Source organism: Methylothermaceae bacteria B42 (genome assembly GCA_001566965.1).
Classification (GTDB): domain Bacteria; phylum Pseudomonadota; class Gammaproteobacteria; order Methylococcales; family Methylothermaceae; genus Methylohalobius.
On sequence record LSNW01000037.1, the window covers coordinates 15,547 to 37,334 of the forward strand.

Annotated in this window: 10 protein-coding genes; all 10 read right to left on the minus strand. The window is 50.4% G+C overall.

The features are described from left to right. Positions 1-2 precede the first annotated feature (2 nt). The gene (locus tag AXA67_01630) at positions 3-3,443 is read right to left on the minus strand and encodes a hypothetical protein (GenBank protein ID KXJ39484.1); all 3,441 of its coding nucleotides are present in this window, start codon (positions 3,441-3,443) and stop codon (positions 3-5) included. Further along, on the minus strand, positions 3,433-6,480 hold the full coding sequence (locus AXA67_01635; GenBank protein ID KXJ39485.1) for a hypothetical protein: 3,048 nt from the start codon (positions 6,478-6,480) through the stop codon (positions 3,433-3,435). Before AXA67_01635 ends, AXA67_01630 begins: the two co-directional genes overlap by 11 nt. Continuing rightward, on the minus strand, positions 6,480-7,652 hold the full coding sequence (locus AXA67_01640; GenBank protein KXJ39486.1) for a hypothetical protein: 1,173 nt from the start codon (positions 7,650-7,652) through the stop codon (positions 6,480-6,482). The genes AXA67_01635 and AXA67_01640 overlap by 1 nt, the downstream gene beginning before the upstream one ends. A 20-nt stretch (positions 7,653-7,672) precedes the next feature. Then, complete coding sequence (locus AXA67_01645; protein KXJ39487.1) at positions 7,673-10,279, minus strand: hypothetical protein; 2,607 nt, start codon at positions 10,277-10,279, stop codon at positions 7,673-7,675. A gap of 249 nt (positions 10,280-10,528) precedes the next feature. Continuing rightward, a complete protein-coding gene (locus tag AXA67_01650) occupies positions 10,529-12,298 on the minus strand; it encodes a hypothetical protein (GenBank protein KXJ39488.1) in 1,770 nt (589 codons plus the stop codon). 372 nt (positions 12,299-12,670) lie between these two features. Then, positions 12,671-14,434 carry a hypothetical protein gene (locus AXA67_01655; GenBank protein KXJ39489.1) on the minus strand — a complete coding sequence of 588 codons (1,764 nt, stop codon included), beginning with the start codon at positions 14,432-14,434 and terminating at the stop codon, positions 12,671-12,673. 48 nt (positions 14,435-14,482) lie between these two features. Further along, entirely contained in the window at positions 14,483-14,857 is a 375-nt protein-coding gene (locus AXA67_01660) for a hypothetical protein (GenBank protein KXJ39490.1), read from the minus strand. 378 nt (positions 14,858-15,235) lie between these two features. Next, entirely contained in the window at positions 15,236-16,996 is a 1,761-nt protein-coding gene (locus tag AXA67_01665; protein ID KXJ39491.1) for a hypothetical protein, read from the minus strand. 249 nt (positions 16,997-17,245) lie between these two features. Continuing rightward, positions 17,246-19,267 (minus strand): hypothetical protein, encoded by a 2,022-nt coding sequence (locus AXA67_01670; protein ID KXJ39492.1) that lies wholly within the window; start codon positions 19,265-19,267, stop codon positions 17,246-17,248. Between the two features lie 333 nt (positions 19,268-19,600). Continuing rightward, positions 19,601-21,751, minus strand: a complete 2,151-nt coding sequence (locus AXA67_01675; protein ID KXJ39493.1) for a hypothetical protein — start codon at positions 21,749-21,751, stop codon at positions 19,601-19,603. Positions 21,752-21,788: the final 37 nt, after the last annotated feature.

The following is a 21,788-nucleotide window of genomic DNA, read 5'->3' on the forward strand; positions in this document are numbered from 1 at the left end:
TTTCAACGGGCTACTTGGGAAGCTTGTTTGCTTGAGAGGTTAAGTTCTCCCTGAATAGACGTGCGGATTTTTATGCGGCACTTTTGGATTAACTGTGGCAGATTATGCTTTAAGTCTGAAAGGTCTTCCATCGTCGTTTGCTTGTTCCCGAGTATGCCCACCCAAGCATCTCGCCCGTTTTCCTTGGCAATATAGGCGCCCCGGTCGGCAATGGCGATGATTTTCTCCCAGGTGCAAAAACCAGGGGTCAACGGCACGAACGGATACAAGGCAAAACCGATGGATCCTGACATGCGGCCGATGGCGTCGCCGCCCAGCCGGTAAGGATGTTGTGCGAGCCGCTGGCGGATTCTTTCTGCCAGTTTTTCGGCATTGTTGGCGCTGGTATTGCGGCCAATGATGAGAAATTCATCACCTCCCCAACGGATGATGATATCCGACTCCCGGCAGCAAGATTGAAGGATATCGCGGACTTGCTTTAAGGCTTCATCCCCCGCATGATGCCCAAAAGTGTCATTGATCAACTTAAAGCCGTCTAAATCAATCATCATAAAGACCAAGCCCGGGGCGATATCCACCTGTTGGGACGCGTTTTTCTCCCCTCCTAGATCCGTCAATTGGCGATCGATGGCGCTGATTTCCGCCTCAATAAAATCGTCCAGGAAGCGGCGGTTTTTCAGGCCGGTCAGAGAGTCAGTCGAGCTGGCTTTTTTCAGCTGCTCATTGAGTTTTTCCAGCTGGGCATTGCGTTCGGCCAATTCATTGGTGCGCTCAGCGACCAATTGTTCCAGTTCTTCCTTTTGTTTAGCCGCGATTTTAAGCTTCTGCCGTTGTTTATAAAGAAAATACATAATCAGGGACAAAGCCATCAAGATGTAGGTAATATAAGCCCACACCGTTTTCCAAGGTGGCGGCAGGACGGTGAGAGGAATAAGCGCGCCTTCTTCGTTCCACACACCGTCATTGTTAGAAGCTTTGACTAGAAATCGGTAATTTCCCGGTGCTAGATTGGTATAGGTTGCTTGTCTGTTATTCCCTGGATCAGTCCATTCTTTGTCAAAACCTTCCAACTTATATAGATAGCGGTTCTTGGTGGGAGCGGCGAAATCCAAGGCTGAGAAACGGAAACTGATCAAATCGTCTTTATAACCTAGGCGTAAAGGCTTTTCTTTGGGCTGGATACTGTAACGGCGGAGTAAAGGTCCCTTTCTGTTGTAAACGGTGACGGCAATTTCGGGTCTATGGAGATTGGTCCTGATTTGGTTGGGATGAAATATCAACAGCCCATTGGCGCTGCCGAAAAACATATCACCAGCAGGGGATTTGTATTGGGCGTTGAAATTGAATTCGCTGTTTTTTAAGCCATTCAAATGATTGAAAATCCTGCTGGTTCCGCCGGGTTGAAAGCGCATCAGTCCACGATTACTGCTTAACCAGAGATGGCCGCCGTTGTCTTCCAGCATGCCTAAAATGGTATCGCTGATTAATCCATCGCTTTTACGATATTTCTTAAAAGCAATTCGTCCACTCAGTCTTTGCTCTAACGTTAGCTGATTTAATCCACCACCATGGGTGGCAATCCAGAGCGACCCATCCCTTCCCTCCCAGATTTTCCAGGCGACATTGTTGCTGAGGCTGTCTGGATTATCGTCTTGATGCTGATAACGGACAAAAGTCCCGGAAACGTCATCAAATCGGTTCAGACCGCCGCCTTCCGTGCCGATCCAAAGGGTGCCTTGGCTGTCCCGATAAATATCCACCACGCGATCACTGCCAATGCTGCTGGGATTTTCCGGATCATGACGATAAATGGTGAAAGTATGGGTATGAGTGTCGAAGCGGTTGAGACCGCCGCCATAGGTTCCGATCCATAAAATACCATTGGCTTCGCCATAAATGGCGGTGATGCTATTGGCACTGATGGCGTTGGGATCGTTGCGCTGATGCTTAAACGCTTTCATGGCACCAGTGACGGGATCTAACCGGTTGAGTCCGCCATTGCGGGTGCCAATCCAAACAATGTCCCTTTCATCGACGAATACCGACATGACCCGGTTGTCGGTCAAGCTGTGCGGATTGTTTTCCTGATAGCGATATACCGTGGTTTTTTTCTCGTCTAGATCAATTTTATTGAGTCCCCCGCCATAAGTCCCCACCCAGATGTTTCCTTGTCGATCCCCATCGATAGCGGTGACGATGTTGCTACTGATACGAACCAGCGTGCTTGCTTGCTGAATATAGCGAAAAGCGTCACTGGTGTAGTTCCAGCGGTTTAAACCGTTGAAAGTCCCAACCCACAGGACACCGCCCCGGTCTTGAAATAGGGAGACCACCCGGTTGTCGCTGAGGCTTCTGATATCTGTCGGATCATTCCGATAGGTAATAAATCGGCCTTCGTGTTTACGCCATTCTGAGAGCCCGTCGTCGGTGGCAATCCAGTAGTCTCCGTCGGCATCTTGCAAAATGTCACGGATCCTATTGTGACCAAGGCTGTTAGGGTCGCTTGGGATATGGCGATATACGGTAAAATCGTTACTCTCTCGGTGGAAAACGCTCAATCCCCCTTCATAAGTGCCAATTAAAAGCATCCCATCCTTGTCTTCGTAAATCACCCGGACATAATCGTTTCCCAAACTTCCGGGATTTCCTGGATCATGACGATAGAGCGTGATTTTTTTGGCATCCGGATTGAAAGCCGCCAGGCCGCCACCATTGGTGCCAATCCATAGAATGCCTTGGCGGTCCTCGTGAATAGCCAGGATACTGTCGCTGGGCAGACCACTTTGTTCGCCTAGGAGTTGGGAAAAGTGGCGGAATTCCCCGGTGTTAGGATCAAGGCGATCTAGTCCACCCCCATCGGTGCCGATCCACAAGAATCCCCGGTGATCTTGGTGAATGACCCTGACCCGGTTGTTACTCAAACTGTCGGGATTGTCAGGGTCATGGCGGAAATGGAAAAAACTTTCGGTTTCAGGATCATACCGGTCCAGTCCGCCACCGTCCGTGCCAACCCATAGATTGCCTTCGCGATCGACGAAAATATCCCATATCCAGTTATTGGATAGGGAGTTTGGATTGTCGCCATCGTATTCAAAAACGACGATGTCATTGCCATCGTAGCGGTTCAATCCCTCTTGGGTGCCAATCCAAATATAGCCAAATCGATCCTGAGTAATGCTGTTGATGCCAGCCTGAGAGAGGCCATCGTCAACGGATAGGCGGGAAAATAATAAATTTCGCTTGTCGTTGACGAGTATGTTTGGTGTAGTTGCGTGGTTGGCATGTCCTAGAATCGGAACCAGCAACAGAACAGATAACAGGGAAAAGCCCAAGACAGTGGCGAACCACAAGCGCCAAAATTGCCTCTGGCAACCTAGAATACGGGAACCCCCAGTGGGTAAAGCGCGCTCTTTGGTCAAATGAACTGGCCAATTAAATCTCATGGGCGGCGTTCAAGGTTTTAATGGACTTGCGATAGGTAGGTACCGATACACCCATCAGTTTGGCACCTAATTGCGTATTATCTGCAACTTGTTCTGCAATGATATGAAGCAACATCCGCCGCGCGTTTTCGGCAATCTTGGGGGTGTCCGAGAGCGAAGCCGTTCGAACCAGACTTTCCAAACAGGGCTGGATTTTCCGCCAATGGGTTGTTCGGGTGACCAGCCCCAAACTGGTTTCCCGGTTGACCTTCTCCAGATGACGGCGAAAGGTGGTTTCCGCCATCCCCAAGGCTTTACAAGCCCTTCTGGCGATATGCCGATGCTGTTTGTCGGCCTCGATGACCAAATCTTCTACGAGCCAACGGCCCAGAGGCACGGGCGCGCCATGTTCGGAAGAGAGCACGGCGGTTAGTTGATCGCTTAATGCCCGGCGTAGCGCTTCCCAAGGATCTTCATGCGCAGGCGAAAGATGCGTGTTTTGTTTTGATAAATTATCAAAAGCGGGCTGACGGGTCTCAGCCGCAGCGATGGAGGATGGGATAAAAACTTCTTTTTCAGGAATGGCCGGCGGGCTGGTATGTTTGCTGTCATCGACAAGTTGCAAGTCGGTAGGCGCTATGATTTCCGATTGGGCCATCACCACGGCTCGCAGCAGGGTGTTGTGCAACTCGCGGACATTACCAGGCCAAGAGTGGGCCAGCAATAATGATTCAGTATCTGGCGCCAATCGCAGCTTGGCTTTGCCATATTGAAGCGCGAATTTTTCCACAAAAAATCTTGCCAGGGGGAGGATATCGTCCGGGCGCTCCCGTAGCGGCGGGACGGTGACGGTGACCACTTGCAGGCGATAATACAAATCCTGGCGAAACCGGCCTTTAGCCACTTCTTGAAACAGGTTTCTATTGGTGGCAGCTACAATACGGACATCGACATTTCTGGTTTTGCCGCCTCCCACCGGTGTAATTTCTTTTTCTTGCACAAAACGAAGCAATTTGGCTTGCACATCCAATGGTAACTCGCCGATTTCATCCAAAAATAGGGTGCCCCCGTTGGCTTGCATGATTCGGCCTTCGGATGCAGAATCCGCCCCAGTATAGGCGCCTTTGACGTGGCCAAAGAGCTCCGCTTCCAGCAAGGTGGGGGCGATAGCACCACAATCAACAGTAATGAAAGGATTATCCTGGCGCAGGCTATGCTCGTGCAGGGTTCGAGCCATGACTTCTTTCCCGGTGCCGCTTTCTCCTGTAATCAAGACAGTCACATCGGTAGGGGCGACGGTTTTGATGGTTTCTAGCACCGATTGCAATTGCGGGGAACGATAGACTAGTCTCGCTTGGGGTAGGGCTTGACGAAGTGCTTCGACTTCCTGCTTTAATTGTTGACTTTCCCGCTGTTTTTCCGATTTCCAGTCGGCAGCTAAGCGGGCCCGGTCGATGGCGATAGCGACTTGTTTGGCGAGCGCATCCAGGAAAACCAGGTCGGATGAGTCTAACTGCAACACATCATCGACCCCTTCCAAGTACACCCAGCCTAAAAAGACATCCCTGGCCGTGAGAGGAAAGGCATAGGCTACATGTGACTGGTTTTTTTTCCCCCATTTAATGCGTTCGATTTTTTTTCGTTGCCGGGTAATTTTCAGCAATTCTTTTTGTTTGCCGGATAACGGAAAGGAATGCGCTGAATTGGGCTTGCCGTGGCTGTCTTTGCCATATACACCGGCAATGACGGCCGGTGCTTCTTGGTCGTCATGGGTGAAAAGGGCAGCGCGGGAAAACTGAAATACGGCGGCAACGCGCTCGATGAATTCGCTGGCAATCCCTTGCATATCCTCGTTGGCAGAGATGGTGGAAATCGTGTCCCAGAGCAACAGCATGTTGCGGTAGTCTCTCTCGCTATCGGCCGTGAATATACCGCTGAGGCGGTCATAACTTTGGATGGAATCAAATTCCCCAGGTTGCCAGAGAACCACCCGGCCACCACCGGAAAGTTTGGCCACATTGAGGGCGTGATCGGCTTTTTGCAAAAAGTCGTTGATATCGGTTTCCCCATTGTCGGTGCGGCCATCAAAGCTATGGATTCCGATACTAAAGGAAAGCTGAATTTTTCCCTCCAGATAAGGACCGCTCAGGAGATTCAACAATTTTTCACCCACCTTTTGGGTCCGTTGGGCGTCGGAAGCTTCCAAAATAACGGCAAAGATAGCGCCGCCGTAGCGAAACACTAGATCGGATTGCCGCAAGCCGCTGAGAATCTTGGCGGCAATAGCCCGCAGGGTTGAATCGCCTTGTTCCTGGCCATATCGCTGGTTGATTACCCCAAATTCGTCCGGGTTGATAAGAATCAGGCCCAATTGGCCTTGACGGGCGCTTTCTTTTTGCAAGCAAGAAGATAAGCAGGCGTGAAATTCAACCCGCCCCGGTAACTGGCAGACCGGATCCCGCATCAAAGTAGCGAGTTTGTGATTCTCAAACGCCATTTGGGCGGCGATGGGAAGGCTTGGCCAGAGGTTGCTGCTGGATGAACGTGAATTTAATGCTTCAAATGCCTTAAAGCACTGCAGGTCATTGGCAAAGCGCAGGCCGAGCCAGAATTCGGGACTGGCAATGGCGCTTTTATGATCGGAATGACGCCGTTGCCGCGGTTGAGACAAATAGGATGTCTGGATTCTAAGAATCTCAGGCAGCAGCTTTAAGATTAAGCCGCTTTCATTCAAATCCATGCCGGCATTGTTGCTATTTGGCTTGAAAACGCCATGATCGCGAGGTTCATTTTTCGGACCTAATTCAGCAATCCAGCGCTCGAGAAGTTGAGGATTGTCAAATTGTGGCAAAAAAGGGGGATCTCCTTCCTGGAGTATTGAAGTGTGAATAGGATTACGGATCGGGTCTCGAAGCCATAAAGAACCCGCCTCAGCGCCGGTCAGAGTCAACGCTGCTTGCAGAAAAAACCGCAAAGGATGGAAATCGTAAAACGGCTTTTGGGTATTGGGCGATGATGGGTGTAGGGTGCCGCCATCTTGGGGAATCGTCGCGTTCATTATTTTAACGCCGCAGCTAAAAGCGGTTCGCACTCAATCCGCCATTGTTGTTTTAGGGGGGTGTCCACAACAGTGGTTTGCGGGTTCCTGCTCTGTTGGGCGAATTCCGTCACGAGTGATTCAGCCAGAAAAACCGCTTGGCTGACAGGATTTGCCTGGGGGAATGTTTGATCGTTTAAATCGTGATGGGAACCGACCGCCAGTGCCACGATTTCCGGCAAATTCCAAAGGGTGAGCACAACGGCGCCAATTTCTGGATGCCCTGCGCCGAGTTCTTCCCGCTCCAATTGAACGAGTGACTGTTCATCGCCCTGCGCGCGGCGCATCAACGATTGGTAATGACCCGGAACATTGGCCAGTAGCACCAAGGCGCCTAAATCATGCAGCAAACCCGCCAGGTGCGCGGCGTGGAGCAAAGAAGGGTCAGTGTGGTTGGACTTGGCAATATGGTGGGCAATTTTGGCCACGGCGAAATTGTGCTTCCATAGATCATCCAGATTTAATCCGGGGATAGGAAGGCGGTCGAACAAGTGGGCGGCGAGCACGATTCCCAACACCAGATCAATGCCAATTAGGCCGACTGCTTCGTGAAGCTCGCAGATTCTTCTCGGACGAGCATAGAATCCAGAATTGGCAATTCGAAGTATTCGCGCTGTCAACGCCGTATCCTTTGCCAGAAGGTTGGCGATCCCTTTCAGGCTGCCATTGGGGGATTCCAGCTCGTCTCTCAAGCTGAAATACAAGGCGGGCGGCGTGGGCAGGTGATGTAATTGGGAGATGAAGGAGGCCAAGTTGGGGTTGGCCTGTAATTTTTCATGGACTTGCAGAGCGCTTTCGATGGCGCCAAGGATATCCTCTTTCCGGCACTTTGCAGCAAGGATTTGTTGAACGGAAGAGGGGGTATCGCAAAGCTGTTTTTCCTTGGCCGCCAGTCCCAGACGGATAATCGTCTGATCGAATGCCTTGATCTGGGAAAACAGCGCTTCCATAGATGGTAAGTCCGAACCGCAATTAACAACAACAACGGCGACCCGGCGGAGGCGCAAAATTTCAAGAGCCGCTTCTGTGTCATGGACAAGCAAGCTTTCCCATGGCAATTGATTGGTATTGCTTGGTCCCAACTCGCTAAGGATGCGTCCCTGGGTTTCAACCAGTAAGACATAAGGTCTCATTCAGCAGATTCCATCATGCCTTAAAATTCATGTTGCAAGCGAAGATAGGCGAAACGTCCCCGAGGATCGTGGAGCGCCCGGTTGAAAAACGGCCAGCCTTCCAGAAACGGATCCTTTGGTGGATCACGATCAAAAGCGTTATCCAGCCCGATGCTCACCTTGGTTCCGCGGCTGAAGCTGGGAGTCCAGCCTAATTGAAGATCCACCGTGGTCCAGGATTTGACTTTGTCGGTTTGATCGCCTTTGCGGCGTTTGTAACTGTCGATATAGTTCACATTCACAAATGCCGAATAGTCGGATTTTTCCCACGACAGGGTGGTTTTTACCCGCCACTCGGGATTGCCGTCGAACCCAGCCAGTTGAACCGATTTTTGCCCCGGCGCCAGTCTTTGTTTATAGGAACCCAGGTAACTGGCAGCGACGCCGACGCCGATATCGCCGAACCGATCCCAGCCCCAAATTACCCGGCTGTCGAAATCCAGTCCCCAGAGTTTTTGCTCGCCGATATTCTGGAATGGACTCACGATAGCTTTCAGGGCATTGGATTTGGAACTGCGGGTAACCAAATTGGAAAATCGGTCAGCATTATCGACGATATATTGGGCATTACTGATCACCGCATCCTCATTTTTAATATGCCAGAAATCCACGGTCAGATTCCACCAATCCGTAATGTCCCAAACTACACCGGCGTTGAAGCTTTCCGATTTTTCCGCATCCAGGTCTTTGTTGCCCTTAGTAGTGACTTGCACTTCCTGAACGTTATTGCAAAACCGGTCAATGGCATCGGGGTCGCCCGACTGTTTGGCTTGCCGGCATCCCGTGGAATCAAAAACCGAGTCAAAGCCGACAATGTCCCCGCTGTATAATTCGTGGAGGGCGGGTGCTTTGAAGCCTGTCCCCCAACTGCCCCGCAAGACCAGATTGTGAAAGGGCTGCCAGCGTAGCGCTAATTTAGGATTGGCGGTGCCGCCGAAATCACTGTAGTGATCGTAGCGGGCGGCGGCTTGAAATTCCAGGCTGGCCAGCACTGGAATGGAAAATTCCAGATAAACCGATTTGACATTTCGGTCCCCCTGGGCAGAGGTGCCACCTATCCCCACGACATCGCCGCTTTGAGTGATAGCGTCGAATTTATCGGCAAAATCTTCCTTGCGATAGACGCCGCCTAAGGCGACTTGTAAAGGTCCTGCCGGCAAATCCACAATGGAACCGGTGCTTTTGAAATCCACATAATGGAGTTTGGAAGTGCCTTTGCGTTTCGGGCGCACCCTAACGCTACCGGGATCAAAGTTGGGGCTGGCGCCGAAGGGATTGAGGGCGCCGTTGTCCACCGCTTTTTGCAGTTGTGTTTGGGTGGCATAGCCTGAGATGCCTTTGTTACGGGCGTCAATCCAGCCAAACCCGCCGGAGATTTCAAAATCCCAGCTTTTATAAGATGCGGTCAACCCCGAAACAAAGTTGAAAAAGTCATTTTCAAACTTGTCCACCCGCGGGCCCAGTTCATTGAAGCGGTAGATAACACCAACCACTTCGCCAGGAAAGGGGTTGTTCGGATTATCTGGACTTGCTATCAAAAGATCGTTAATCGGGGCCGGGGCTAGGGCGCGTTTGGATGTGACGTGGGTGTACATGAGCCGGGTATAAAAGCCGAAATTTTCGCTAAAATCCTGCTCGAAAGCGGTGGACAGCCCAGTTCTTTGCATCCCCGGAACCAAAGTGACATGCCGGGCAAAGTCGAATTTACAAAATGGGCCGACGATATTTTCCGCCGCGCAGCGCGAATCAGGCTGCATGTCCGGCGAAGCACTGCTCAAGTCGTGGATGAAGGTACCTGGATTGCCGGCATTGCTGCGATCATCGATTTCGCCGTTGGCAGAATCACTGATATCGCGATCCTTGGCCCAGATCTGGTCGCGATTGGTGTAGTCAAAGGTCATGGTGGCGCGGGTTTTCCGCCAGGCACCGCCGGCTGCTAGGCTCACGCGCCCGTCTTGACCATCGGCCCGGGTAGTGATTCCGTATTGGCCGGAGACGGAAATGCCTTGGTAATCCTTGCGGGTGATGATGTTGACCACCCCGGCAACCGCATCGGCGCCATAAATTGCCGATGCGCTGTCTTTGAGTATTTCGATGCGTTCTACAGATGCCAGGGGAATCAGGTTAATGTCGACAAAGGTTTGGCCGTTTTCCTGGCCATTTTGAAAAGTGCTTTGGCCGAACGGAAACAGCGGCACCCGGCGGCCATCAATGAGAACCAGGGTACGGGTCATCCCTAAACCACGCAAGCTGATACCGGCCGATGCCGGCGCAAATCCTTGTGTGAATTGCTCGTCAACGATTCCGCCAGTGCTGTAGATCAGATCCCGAAATACGTCCTTGAGCGTCGTAGCACCGGAACGTTCAATATCTGCTTGGCTGATTACGGCTACCGGCATGCTGCCTTCGAGATCGGGGCGGGCGATATGCGTGCCGGTAATCACCATGGCTTCAAGTTCCATGGGTTCAGATTCGATAGCAGGTTCAGGTTGGGCTTCTTCAGCGGAGGTCGGGCCTGAAAAAAAACATCCGAGGTTCAATAAAATTGCCAGATGCTTGACAATCAGAGATTGTTTGCTCTCTGTCATTGTATTGGTCAAACAACACCCCCTAATCAAATTCGTGTAGACCTATTTTGCGAAAGAGTCAACTTAACTTTGACTCTAGCCTCTTATTAAACATATATTTAAAGATAGTTCAAAGCGTTTTTTTTGCTGAGGACAGGAGTAAATAAAGAGCGTGAGCCCTTGAGAAGGATTGCGTAGTTTGCCGACAAAAAAGCCCCGCCGAATGAATCAACGGGGCATCAAGGCTGCTGGGGGGGGGGAGGAGGAGAATCAGTCAGCCATCAGGACATTATCGGCAATCGTAGTACTGTCGCTACTGGTGCTATTATCTGACCAGAGATAACCATCGCTCCATAGATAGCCGTCGGACCACAAGTAACCATCGCTCCAGAGGTATCCGTCGCTCCAGAGATAACCATCGCTCCAAAGGTATCCGTCGGACCATAAATAGCCATCAGACCAGAGATAACCGTCACTCCAGAGATAACCTTGGGAATCTACAGTGCCCTTCGCCCAGAGAATCCCGTCGGACCACAGATAGCCTAGGGCAAATTGTTGATTGCCCCACAATTTGCCTGTTTCTTGGAAGGCCATGCGGCCGCTGGCGTCATCACGCTTGACTTTGGGGGAGGGGGCTTGGGAAACGTTGCCAGCCTCTGCTAACGCGCCTTCGATATTGAGGACGCCCGCGCCAGTGGCAAATACGTCGGAAAAATCGACTTTTCTGGCTGAACGCATTAAGCGGGCCTTGATGGTATCTGGCGTCAGAGTTGGGTCTTTTTCCAGCATCAAGGCGACGGCTCCGGTGACGACAGCAGCGGCCATGCTGGTGCCGGAGAGTTGATAATATTCTGCTTTTTTCGCCTTAGGCGCTTTAATCAATAGCTCTGGATAATTTTTTTCCATGTACGAGCGAACGGCATTGGCAGAAATGACCCGGTTGCCGTGGGCAATCAGGTCCGGTTTGACATAGCGGTCGATCCGAGTCGGGCCGCGGGAAGAGAAGGTAGAAACGATATCATTCCCAGGCTCATTGTCACCCCAAGTGGTCAGTGATCCAACGGTAATGACTTTGGGGGAGTTGCCTGGGCTGGTGATGGTGCCGTAACCGTTACGGCCTGCATTGCCCGCCGAGCAGACCACGACCACGCCGCTGTCCCAAATGGCGTTGACGGCTTGGACCAAAGGATCGTCAGCGGCGGATTCATATACCGGATGCCCTAAAGACATATTGATCACCCGGATATGCCAAAAATTCTGATTCAACCACAAGGCATAATCGAGTCCGGCAATCACATCGGAGCTCAGCCCTTGTCCGGCATCGTCCAGGACTTTGACATAATACACTTCCGCATCGGGAGCCACGCCACGATACAGCCCGCCGGATTTACTGCCGGTGCCTGCGATAATACCGCCGACATGATTGCCATGGCCGAAGCCATCATCGGAGGTTGGTCCAACCAAGGAATAAGTTCCAGCGGGGCTCAAGTCCCCATGGCTTTTGACGCCGGTATCTAGCACCGCCACTCTGACGCCGGCGCCGGTATAAGAAACGTTACCCAAGCCTTTGGTGCCATCCAGTACCGACGAAGGAAAACTGCCAGTGATGGGTGTACTGCTTTCGGTGAGGACGACTTGACCGTCAGCGATTGTCGTCGCAGCTCCGCTGACGGGCTCGTCCAGGCTCACGTGCTGGATGTTGGGATTTTTCTCCAAACCTTTGAGCGCTTGCGCAGGGACAGTGATGGCGTGGCCTTTGATCAAATGAAATTCGCGGCGAATCGATCCCCCCTTTTGTTTAATAAAGTCCCGGTCGGCTTTACCTGGTGTTTGCCGGTAGGTGACAATCAAGTCGATCATAGCATTGGGATTCTGTTCGCTGGCTTGAATCGCCCGCTCATTGATTTTCGATGCTCCGGAACCTGCAAACGCAGGGGGTGTACTTGCCAGCATGATGCCTAAGGTAATACTGGCTGCCAGACATTTTGAGGCAGAACCAATATTTTGGATCTTCTGCTTAAAAGGGGGTAGGTTCAACATATCAATCTCCAGTGGTTTCGAGTGCTTTGAATTCTGTTGGGCTAGGGTTCAAATTTTTACGCTTGCCATTACTGAATCAATCTTCATGCCAAGTTATTTAAGCCTTTGATATTTTTATGATTTTATTTTCTTGGATTATCGAAATGAGAGAGAATAAAAAAACGGTGGATTTGCGGGGAAAATGCGGCGGATTCATCTTAAAATTCGGCGCGTCATGGAATGAATTTTTGGCGTGCCGAATTTTATTTCTTAATTGAATGGCCGTTTTGAGTCGTTTTTATAAAAAAAGCCCGGCCGAAGCCGGGCGGAGTGTCGACACCAAAGCTCTCTAACGGTGTCTGGCGTCCTTGCCTTTGCGCAAATTAGTGCAATCTATTCTTGTGGCACCCAAACGTTGATATCTACAGGTTCGGTAAGCGAGTCACCCCATAAGAAGCTGTCGCCCCAGAGGAAGCTATCGCCCCATAAGAAACTATCTCCCCAGAGGAAACTGTCACCCCACAAGAAGCTATCCCCCCACAGAAAACTATCGCCCCACAGGAAGCTGTCACCCCAAAGGAAACTATCGCCCCACAAGAAGCTGTCGCCCCAAAGAAAGCTGCCGTTCCATACATAGCCCTCATAGCCTTCGAGATAAAAATTGCCTTCGGCATCTTGACGGGCCATGCCGGCATAATGCTTTTCCCCGGCCAAATCGGCGGCGATATCCATGCCCCGGTTAGCGCAGCCAGTTTCAGCGCTGTGAACCGCAGCATAGGCATTAACCAACCCGGCACCCATTTGAAAAATGGAGAATGCCGGTGAGCCGTCTGACCAGCGGGGTCCGCGGGCAGCGGCCATCAGTTTGCACTTCACATCATCCGGGCTCAGGTTAGGATTGGCTTGCAGGATCAATGCGGCAACCCCTGAGATCACCGCGGTAGATTGCGAAGTGCCCGACATGGTAAAAAACACGTAATTTTCATCGTAGAATTCGGGATGAGCTTCCGCTAGCCGGTCCCATTTTTCCATCATCCCTTGCATGTGCCCGCCCGGAGCGACAATCTCCGGTTTGATAAATCCTTCATGAGTGGGTCCAACGGAAGAAAATGTCGTCAAGCGATCATCGGAAGGGTCGTTGGGCGTGTAGTTATCGGTGGTAGCGCCTACGGTAATGACATAGGGCACGTTGCCAGGCACGCCGACGGTCATGGGATCGGGGCCGCGGTTACCCGCCGAGGTCACTACCACAATTCCCGCTTTCCAGGCGGCCATCACCGCTTGATTGAGAGGGTCATCCCAATAACGGGAGCGGGGCGGGGCGCTGAAGGAGAGATTGAGGACTTTGATCCCGTATTTTTTCTTGTTGGCAACGACCCAGTCGATGCCTTTGATGACATCCATGTAAGTGCCGCGGCCTTCTTCATCAAAAGCTTTGACGACCACCAACCCAGCGCCTGGAGCAACCCCGTTATAGTTACCGTCGGTCGATTTGCCGCTGCTCACGGCAATGCTACTGATATGGGTACCGTGGCCATTGTTGTCTGAATCCCATACTGTGTCTAGGAAACTCGACTTGATGATTTGATCGTTAATCGCGTCATAGTGGATGGTTGCACGGTCGTTGCCTGAGGCATCTTTGCCTAAGGCCATGAAAGTCCGCACTCCTGTATCCAGCACGGCAATAGTTACCCCTTCACCGGTAATGCCTTCCTGGTGTAACTGAGTGGCGCCGATTTGCTCTGGATAATGGGTAGCGGGATAAAAGCTCCAGGACGAACCGCTGTCCTTGGTTGAGGACGTGGAGGAACCAGAGAATAAAGAACTCAAATCATAAGATTTGTTTTTCTTGCCCGCAGTTTCAAGTTTGCGATCTTGATACAAATGGATGACGCCCTTCATTGACCGCAACCGCTGTTGTTGCTCATCCGAAAGCACGACGCCCAAGGCGTTGATTAATTTGATTTCATCAACGATTTTGCCTCCCACCTTAGCGACAGCGGATTTGACTTGCTCTATATCGTTCCCTTGCACGATTACCACCGAATTATGGTCTGCCAAGGTGGGAGTCGTGCATAGTAAGGAAGCGGTTAACAGGCCAATTCCGGTCATGAGTGCCAGCTTGTTAGGGGTTTTGGCTTTGAATGACTGTGACATTTTTTCTTTATTCTCCTGAGGTTGTGTTAAAAAAGAAGCAAAAAAGGGCTATTTGACGGTTGCGTTGGCAATCAGACGAGATTGGGTGATGACCCGATCCGTGCTAACCGACTCTATCATTCGACTGTTGGCTAACACCGATAATGCATAAGCTGGGATACGGATGGCTTGCATTGGCATCCGCCCATAACTGCGATAGATTTCTCCACCCAACCCTTCAATAAAATTGATTTCTTCACTTCCCGGCATGTTTTTAAAGGTGACAAGGACTTCAATGAGTTCAGGAGTTGCTTGTTCCGCTTTGGCTATCAGCACCGGGTCGAGCTTGAAACGCAACGGGGTTTCGGCCAAGCTGTCAGGGACATAGGTAAAACCTATGACGCCGATACATCCAATGACTTTAACTAGATTCAAGAAGCTCATTGTGTTCTCCTGAAATTTTTGACTGCTATTGCCCTAGATAAAAGCAATGGCTGTGCCAGACTGTTTGGAGAGCTAAGGTTTGTATGTTTTTTGAATTAGGTTCGTCATTAAGTGTTTGATAAAAAAGGAAAATATTTTGTTTGTGAAGAAAGTTGAGACGCGTATCGGAATGACGATGAAGCGGAATATTTATAAGGGTGGATTCAGGCAGGAAAAATTTGGCGTATCAGCGTAATTTTTGGTGGATTTGTAGAAATATTCGGAGTTACTCAGGAGAAAAAACGGAGGATTTTTAGAAGGGGATATTTTAAAAATGGGAAGTAAGTGGGGAAGGAGGGAAGGAAAGGGGGCGCATATAGCGCCCCCTATAGGTAGGGTTTACTCTTGAGATACCCAGCGGTTGATGGTAATTGGATCGGTAAGACTGTCTCCCCACAGGAAGCTATCGCCCCAGAGGAAACTATCGCCCCACAAGAAGCTGTCACCCCAGAGGAAGCTATCGCCCCACAAGAAGCTGTCACCCCAGAGGAAGCTATCGCCCCACAGGAAACTATCTCCCCACAGGAAGCTGTCACCCCAGAGGAAACTATCGCCCCACAAGAAGCTGTCACCCCAAAGGAAACTATCCCCCCACAGGAAGCTGCCATTCCAGACATAGTCTTCGTGACCTTCCAGATAGAAATTGCCTTCGGCGTCGCGGCGCGCCATTCCGGCATAGTGTTTTTCACCGGCCAAATCCGCGGCAACATCCATACCCCGGTTGGCGCAACCGGTTTCCGAGCTGTGGACAGCTTCATAGGCATCCACCAAGCCCGCGCCCATTTGAAAGATGGAAAACGCGGGCGAACCATCCGACCAACGGGGACCCTTTGCCGAGGCCATGAGTCGGCATTTGACGTCATCCGGACTGAGCGTGGGGTCAGCATCGAGGATTAATGCGACAATGCCAGAAGTTACCGCCGCTGATTGTGAAGTGCCGGACATGGTGAAGTATTTGCCGTCATTGAATTCAGGATGGTCTTTGGCGATTTTGGTGAATCTGCCCATGGTCGCTTTGATATGCCCACCTGGAGCGACCACCTCGGGCTTGATAAAGCCTTCAAAAGTAGGGCCGGCAGATGAGAATTTGGTCAGACGGTCATCATTAGGGTTGGAAGGTGTGTAATTGTCGGTGACGGCGCCTGTGGTAATCACGTAAGGAACATTACCCGGGACGCCCACGGTCATGGGATCGGGACCCTTATTGCCGGCAGAGGCTACCACCACGATCCCAGCTTGCCAGGCGGCCATAACGGCTTGGTTGAGGGGATCGTCCCAATAGAAGGACTTGGGCGGTGCGCTGAAGGACAAGTTCATGACCCGGATGTTATAGTCGTCTTTATGTTCGACAACCCAAGAGATGCCCCGGATCACATCGGCATAAGTGCCTACGCCTTCGTTTGAGAACGCCTTGACTGGGACGATATCGACCCCCGGAGCAATTCCTTCGTATTTGCCGGTCTTTCTATTTAACTTCAGGCTTGCGGCAATAGAAGTAATATGGGTACCGTGGCCGTTAAAGTCGATATTCTTGCGGTTGTTACGCACGAATTCCTGATCGTGAATCGCATCATATTGCATAGGGATGCGATAATGTCTCTTATTCTTAACTATATTCTTCCAGGGAACGATACCAGTATCGACAAACGCGATAGTTACTCCTTTACCGGTAATCCCTTCCTCATGGACACGGTCGGCGGATACTAAAGTGGCGGCAGCAATAGGCGTGGTTTTATCGGAAGTGGATTCCTCAGAACCATTAGAATGGAACTTATCCCGATTCCTCCGGTTGATTTTGGTTGTCCGATTGTCATAAATCTTTTGTACCACGCCAGAATGCTTTAATGCTTCTATCTGAGCATCAGTGGCGGAAAGAGCAACGGAATTGATTACCCCCAGTTCATGGGTAATGGTAGCGCCGGTTTTTTCAATTGCCGCTTTTAAGGAAGCTAGATTATTACCCTGAATAATAACTGAATGTAAGGCATTTTGGCCGGCTTGCACGTTCACAATAGAAGCGCTGCTCAAAAGCCCGGCACTTACGAGAATTTTCAGTGTATGAGCAGCGCGAGACTTAATTAACGATGTAGCAATTTGCATTATTTCCTCCCTTATTAATATATTTTGGGTTGATAGAATAGAGTTCTCAAAGATTATAGACAAATTTTATTTGCCAAATAATGGTACGAATTCAATTCTAGATGGAAATGCTGAATAGTGGCTGACTTCGCCTGGAATGTATTTGTTATTTTGTGAACTGTCTCACATAAAAAAAACCCCGGCAGGGCCGGGGCAAAGATGGGAGGAAAGTGCTAGGGAGAGAGCATGCGTACTACCGGGTTTGTATGGTTATTCTTGTGGAACCCAAGCATTAATCGAGGCGGTTTCGGAGAGACTGGCACTCCAAACATAACTGTCTGACCACAAGTAACCATCGGACCACAGATAACCATCGCTCCAGAGATACCCGTCTGACCAGAGGTAGCCATCGGACCATAAATAACCGTCGCTCCAAAGATAACCATCCGACCACAGATAGCCATCACTCCAAAGGTAGCCATCCAGGCCCATGATGTAATAGTTACCGTTTTCATCCCGATTGGCCGCGCCACCAAAATGCGCCGTTCCTGCCAAATCTGCCTCGATATCCAATCCTTGGTTGGCACAGCCGCTTACCGTACTGTGGACGGCCTTATAAGCGTCCACCATGCCTGCGCCTTGTTGAAATATGGAATAAGCCAGTCTGCCATTGCCATCGGTTGCCGGGTGGGCGGAAGCCATCAATCGGCATTTGACATCGTCTGGGCTGAGATTGGGATCGGCTTGCAGCAGCAAGGCGACGATACCAGTCACCACAGCGGCCGACTGGGAGGTGCCGGACATGGTGTAATAGCTATTGCCATCGTAGAATTGGGGATGGAGTTGTTCCAGCCGGCTTTTTGCTTTCATCAGGCCGCGAATGTGTCCACCTGGCGCTAGCATTTCGGGTTTGACGAAGCCCTCGAAAGTCGGACCGGCGGAAGAAAAGGTCGCCAAGGTATCGTCGGAAGGATCTTTCGGAGTCATGTTGTCGGTGGTCGCACCCACGGTAATGACATAGGGGACATTGCCTGGTACGCCTATGGTCATGGGATCTGGCCCTTTGTTGCCGGCTGAGGCCACCACCACTATTCCAGCCTGCCAGGCCGCCATTACTGCTTGATTGATGGGGTCATCCCAATAATAAGATTGGGGAGGGGCGCTGAAAGACAGGTTCACCGCCCGGATGTTGTAGTCGTCTTTATGGGTGACGACCCAATCGAGAGCGCGGATGGCATTGGCATAACTTCCTTCGCCATTGCGGTCAAAAGCCCGTACCGAAATCAGGTTGGCGTTGGGGGCAATACCATTGAATTCACCATTTTTACGCCGGCTGCTGACGATAATGCTGGAAACGTGACTGCCATGGCCATTAGCATCGCTGTCGGCGTTGTTTTTTAAAGGTTTTCCCGTCAGAGCATCATACTGAGCAAGCAAGCGATTACTTCCATAAGCATCGTTGCGCAGGTATTTCGCCCAACCTTCACCCGCCCAGATGCCGGTGTCGATCACGGCAACGGTAATGCCACTGCCGTCGATTCCTTCATCGTGGAGCCTGGAGGCGCCTACTTGGGAGGCCACAAAGCTGCGTTTTGCCCCTCTATCGCTATCGCCGTCGAAAAGCACCGAGGGAGGGACCGGGAATTCAACGCTGCAACCCTCCTTAAAGAACAGGCGAATTTCATAGTTTTGAGGATCTTTGTTTGGTTTCCGATCAAATTGGAAGGTAATCCTTGCACGGTCTTCATCCTCGATTTCCCGGTCTTCGAGGTCCCCCATCCAATCGGTCGCATTGACGGTAATAGAAGGGGCTGGGGATGAACTACGGAAGATAGTGGATCCTGAATAATTAATTTTAACCAGATTGCCATTGGTGGTAGGCCAGAGGATCATGGCACTTTCAAGATGGATATCGTTGTCACCGGTATTTGCTATCTCCCAAGAAATGACATTGCCCTTTTTAAATTTAATTTTTGGCTTGCCTGTTACTGAACACGCTGGTGTGGAGTCGCCATTGGTTTTAATTCCACCGTCGTTATAGATCTTCTGAATTCCCGCCAGGGTCCGCAAGCGTTTAAGCTGATCATCGGTTAGTTTTGCTCCCACCGCCCGAATCACGCCTAGTTCATGGGTAATGGTGCCGCCCACGGAACGAACCGCAGCCTTCACGGTTTCCAAATCCTTACCTTTTACTATGACTGAATTGTCCGCCAGCAAAATCGTGGAGTTAAGTCCAAGGCAAAGCAACGTACTTGCCAAAAGAGCTTTGTTTGTTTTAGATGGCTTCTGCATGGTTGTTTCTCCCAAATGAAATGTTGTCGCGATTTCTAAAATCTATCTTGGGAAAAGCAAACGCCATGCCAATGAATAAAAGGCAGCAGTTAGAGACAATAAGACTCCAAAAAACAATAACTTAGTTTTTGTTTGTATTGCTGTTTAGAGGCAATTTTGATTTCGAGAAGTAAAATTCGGCGTATTTCAGCTATAAAGAAGAAATTTCGGGGGAATTTGAAAAAATTCGGCGGATCAAGAGAAACTTAGGATTCCAAAGAGTGTGCTTTTAGACAGAGGATGTATTCTGCCATCGTTCGGTATGAATTGAAGGGATATTCTCTATCATGGTGTTTAGGCTAATGAAGTCGTTGTTTTGTCTAGAAAAGTGACAATTTGGTCGGCGGGTAGGGGACGGCTTATCAGAAAACCTTGAATTTGATCCGAGCCCAGTTCTTTTAACAATTGACGCTGTTCTTCGGTTTCCACCCCTTCACATATGGTGGTGAGTCCTAGCCCGTGACTGAGGGCAATAATGGCTTTGACGATGGCGATATTACACTGATCCACGTCTAAATCCCTTATGAAGCTGCGATCAATCTTGATGCTATCGAGGGGGAAGTATTTCAGATAATTCATAGAGGAATAGCCGGTGCCGAAATCATCGATAGCCAATTTAATCCCGAGAGATTTCAGCTTTTGCAAAATCTTCCGCGCTGTATCGGCATCTTGCATGATGGTGCTTTCGGTCAGCTCCAATTCAATGAAATCCGGTTGAATGCTGCTGACCCGAAGCGCTGAACGTACAGTCTCCACAAGCCTTTTGTCACTAAATTGCCTGGGTGAAAGATTGACGGCGATCTGAACCGGTTGATAACCCAAGGTTTTCCAGGTGGCTAGTTGACTGCAAGCTGTGCTCAATACCCATGCGCCAATGGGCACAATCAGGCCGGTTTCTTCCGCAAGGGGAATGAAATCTGCCGGTGAAACAATGGTGCCATCAGGTAATTGCCAGCGCAGCAAGGCTTCCATGCCAACCATTTTGCCTGTGGCCAGTTCAATTTGAGGTTGATAGAACACCTTGAGTTCGTCTTTTTCCAGGGCCCGGTTGAGCCTAGATTCCAAGCTCAGTCGCTCGAGAGCGCGGGAATTCATTTCCGCCGCATAGAAGCGGAAACAATTGCCGCCTGCTTTTTTCGCATGGGAGAGGGCGATGTCAGCGTTTTTCAGCAATTCCGATAGGTTTTGGCTATCGCTGGGATAAATGGCGATACCAGCGCTGGCAGTGATATAAATTTCCCGGCCATTCAATTTGATGGGTCTGGAAAGCTGTTTGAGAAGGTTACGGGTAAAATTGGCGACTCTGGATGAATTGGGTGTGCCCCGCAGGGTAATCAAAAATTCATCGCCGTTGACGTGAGCTAAAAAGTACGAACCGTTTTCCCGGTTGAGATAGTTTTTTACCAGCCCTGAATCGTGCAAAGCGTCCGAAATTCGTTGGGCCAGGTATTTGAGCAGGTCGTCACCAATGGTATGTCCTAGCGAGTCGTTGATGCGTTTGAAGCGGTCAAGATTGAGTAAAATGAGAGAGACTTCTTGGCCCCGGTCTTGGGCAATCAGCAGGGCCCGGTTGGTTTGTTCCGTAAACAAGTTTCGATTGGGCAGTCCGGTGCGTTCATTGTAATAAGACAGACGGTGGATTTGTTCCTCGGCCCGTTTGCGTTTGGTGATGTCTTGGATAACGTTGTGGAAGCGGGTGGGTCTTCCTAGTTCATCCAGTACCACCAGGCCTTGGGAAGTCACGATTTTCTCGCTACCGTCTGGATGCAGAATTCGGTGCTCGATGGTGTAGGAACCGCCTTTTTTTAGGGCATTGCCAAACGCATCATTTACCAGTTTGCGGTCATCTGGGTGAACAGCTTCAATAAAATCATCGTAGGAAAGCCGTCCACGACGGCCGAGAATCCGTAGGGCTTCTTCTGACCAGCGGGTGGTGCCGTCGAGAATATTCCAATCCCAGTTACCTAGCTTTGCGAGGCGTTGCGCTTCGGAAAGAGTAAATTCATTTTCGCGCAGCGCAAAAAGGTTTTTTTGGGCCCGGAGAATATAGCGAATTCTTTGAACCAAAATCGGCCAGTTGATGGGTTTGGTAATAAAATCAGTCGCCCCTAACTCATAAGCTCTGTGGATGGAGCGGTGATCATCAAGGCCAGTGATGACCAGAATTGCAGTATCTTTCCCTCCAGGCATTTGGCGTAACTTGGCGCAGACTTCAAAGCCATCCATTTCCGGCATTTTCAGATCCAGAAGGACAAGGTCAAATTGTGCGTGTTTGAAGTGTTGCAAACATTCAACGCCGTTGCTGGCTTCCTTGATGTCAAGGTTTAGTTCTTCCAGAGCTTGGCGTGTCAACAGGCGCACCATATCGTCATCATCCACAATCAAGACGCGTCCATTGAGTGAATCTTTGGATACGGATTTTGTGATGGGTGACAGATTATCCACAGATTAAATCCACTATGAGTTTTTACTTGAGTACTTT